The organism is Helicobacter didelphidarum (genome assembly GCF_003364195.1).
Taxonomy (GTDB): domain Bacteria; phylum Campylobacterota; class Campylobacteria; order Campylobacterales; family Helicobacteraceae; genus Helicobacter_A; species Helicobacter_A didelphidarum.
In genome coordinates this window covers 1-1810 of the sequence record NZ_NXLQ01000109.1, presented here as the reverse complement: position 1 = coordinate 1810, position 1810 = coordinate 1, and the positions used below count along the sequence as shown (strand labels likewise).

The 1810-nt window shown below is 28.9% G+C and carries 2 protein-coding genes; both read right to left on the bottom strand.

Annotated elements, in window-relative coordinates; all coding sequences use genetic code 11:
- Positions 1–281: 281 nt before the first annotated feature.
- Positions 282–1040, bottom strand: a complete 759-nt coding sequence (locus CQA53_RS11175; protein ID WP_115543996.1) for a tetratricopeptide repeat protein — start codon at positions 1038–1040, stop codon at positions 282–284.
- Positions 1041–1160: 120 nt separating this feature from the next.
- The gene (locus CQA53_RS11170) at positions 1161–1601 is read right to left on the bottom strand and encodes a universal stress protein (protein ID WP_115543995.1); all 441 of its coding nucleotides are present in this window, start codon (positions 1599–1601) and stop codon (positions 1161–1163) included.
- Between the last annotated feature and the right edge of the window lie 209 nt (positions 1602–1810).

Here is a 1810-nt window from a genome sequence, read left to right as displayed (position 1 = left end):
TTGAGAAACAGAATTATAAACTATTTAACCTTAAATTAAGCTTAATGATTTATAATATTTAGGAAAATTCTAAAAAATATTGAGGGAATATGTGGTTATGATGTTTTTAGGGGGGCAGAAATGGTAAGACAATATAATTCAATGAATGACAATAAGTTTCTGTTTTATCAAAAAACTTTAAAGATTCTTGCCTAACAATAAAAAATATTTTATATAGCCACGCAAAAAAGAAATGAATTCTTTAAAACCTTCTGACTTCTCAACAAACACACTTTTTATGATTATATATCAATAAGATATAATCCGCGATGTTTTTGTGGTGTTGGCATTGGGGTTTCTTTAAGATTTTGAATGTTTTCGCAGGCTTTTTCTAATCCCAAATCACAAGCCTTGTCAAAGTAAAACTTTGCTTTTGGTAAGTCTTGTTTTATGCTATTGGCGTGGATTACAGCAATATTAAAACATGCTTTTGCATGAAATCTTGCACAAGCTTGTTGAAAATATTCTATGGCGAGTGCATTTTTTTTACCTAACATTTTTTCATCTGTATAGAGCAATCCTAAATTGTAACATGCAAGATTATCTTTCATCTTACATGCGTCTGCATAATAAGCTTTTGCATTGATATAATCTTGTCTTTCTTGATAAATTAATCCAAGATTCATGCAACTACTGTGTTCATGATTATAACATGCTTTTTGAAGATATGTTATAGCTTCTTCATTTTTATTAACAGCTATTAAAAGTGCACCAATAATTGCACATTCTTTTGGGAAACATTCTTCTGAATTACGGATTCCATAAGAAATAATTGTCTCACATGAAGATATTTCACCATAAGCACATTTATTAAATGAGTGCAATAAATCTTGTGTGGATTTAGATTTGTATTTTTTACTCTTTAATAAGAACTCTTGTTCGTTTTGTGTTGAAGTATTATTTGAATTTCCATGAGATTTGTTTGTGATTCCGTTTGGATTAGCCCATAATAAATATGCAAAACATATAAAACATAAAAGAAAACGATAAAAAGATACCATTGGGTGTTACTAACCTTAATTTTAAGTAATATAAAATCCCTCATTATATGGGTAAGAAAAATATCCTTTTTCAGATTGAGCAAAATATTATATTGCAAAAATTACAGAATCTAACAATATCTATTTTGCAACCAAAACGGGAATAGGGGATGAATTGATAAAACTATTTTGATGTGAATTAAAGATTCTTCTTAACATAGAAGATTCGCTTGCACCAATCACAAGCAAATCATATTGATTTGCAATTTCTAGCACAACATCGATTGGATTACCATTTTTGAGAATCTTCTTGCATATAAGCCCCTCTTTGCTGAAAACTTCTGTAAATTCTTGCAAAATTTCATTTGATTCCATTTCTTGAATATGCTCCAAAGAAGTATAATCTACAATCCCACTTTCCGCTAAAACAATAGTCTCTGCTTTTACATGCAAAAGGGTGAGTTCGGTTTCGTTGCGTTTGGCAAAAAGTTTAATAATTGTTGGGATAGCTTTGCGACATTCATCTGTGTCACTTACACCAAATAGAATCTTAATTGCACTCTTTTGAGTCTCATCTGCCATGTTTATTCCTTTGATAACATTGAAAATTTATGAAAATATCTTTAGATTGTATCAAAGATATTTTAAGATTTTAAAATAAAATCTTATCTATTAAAGAAAAAGCTGTCCAGCAACCCCACAACAACAATCAAATACAATAAATAAAACAAATAAGTATGCAATATAAACAATCAAAACATAATAATTCGATATAGATTCAAAGAATATTT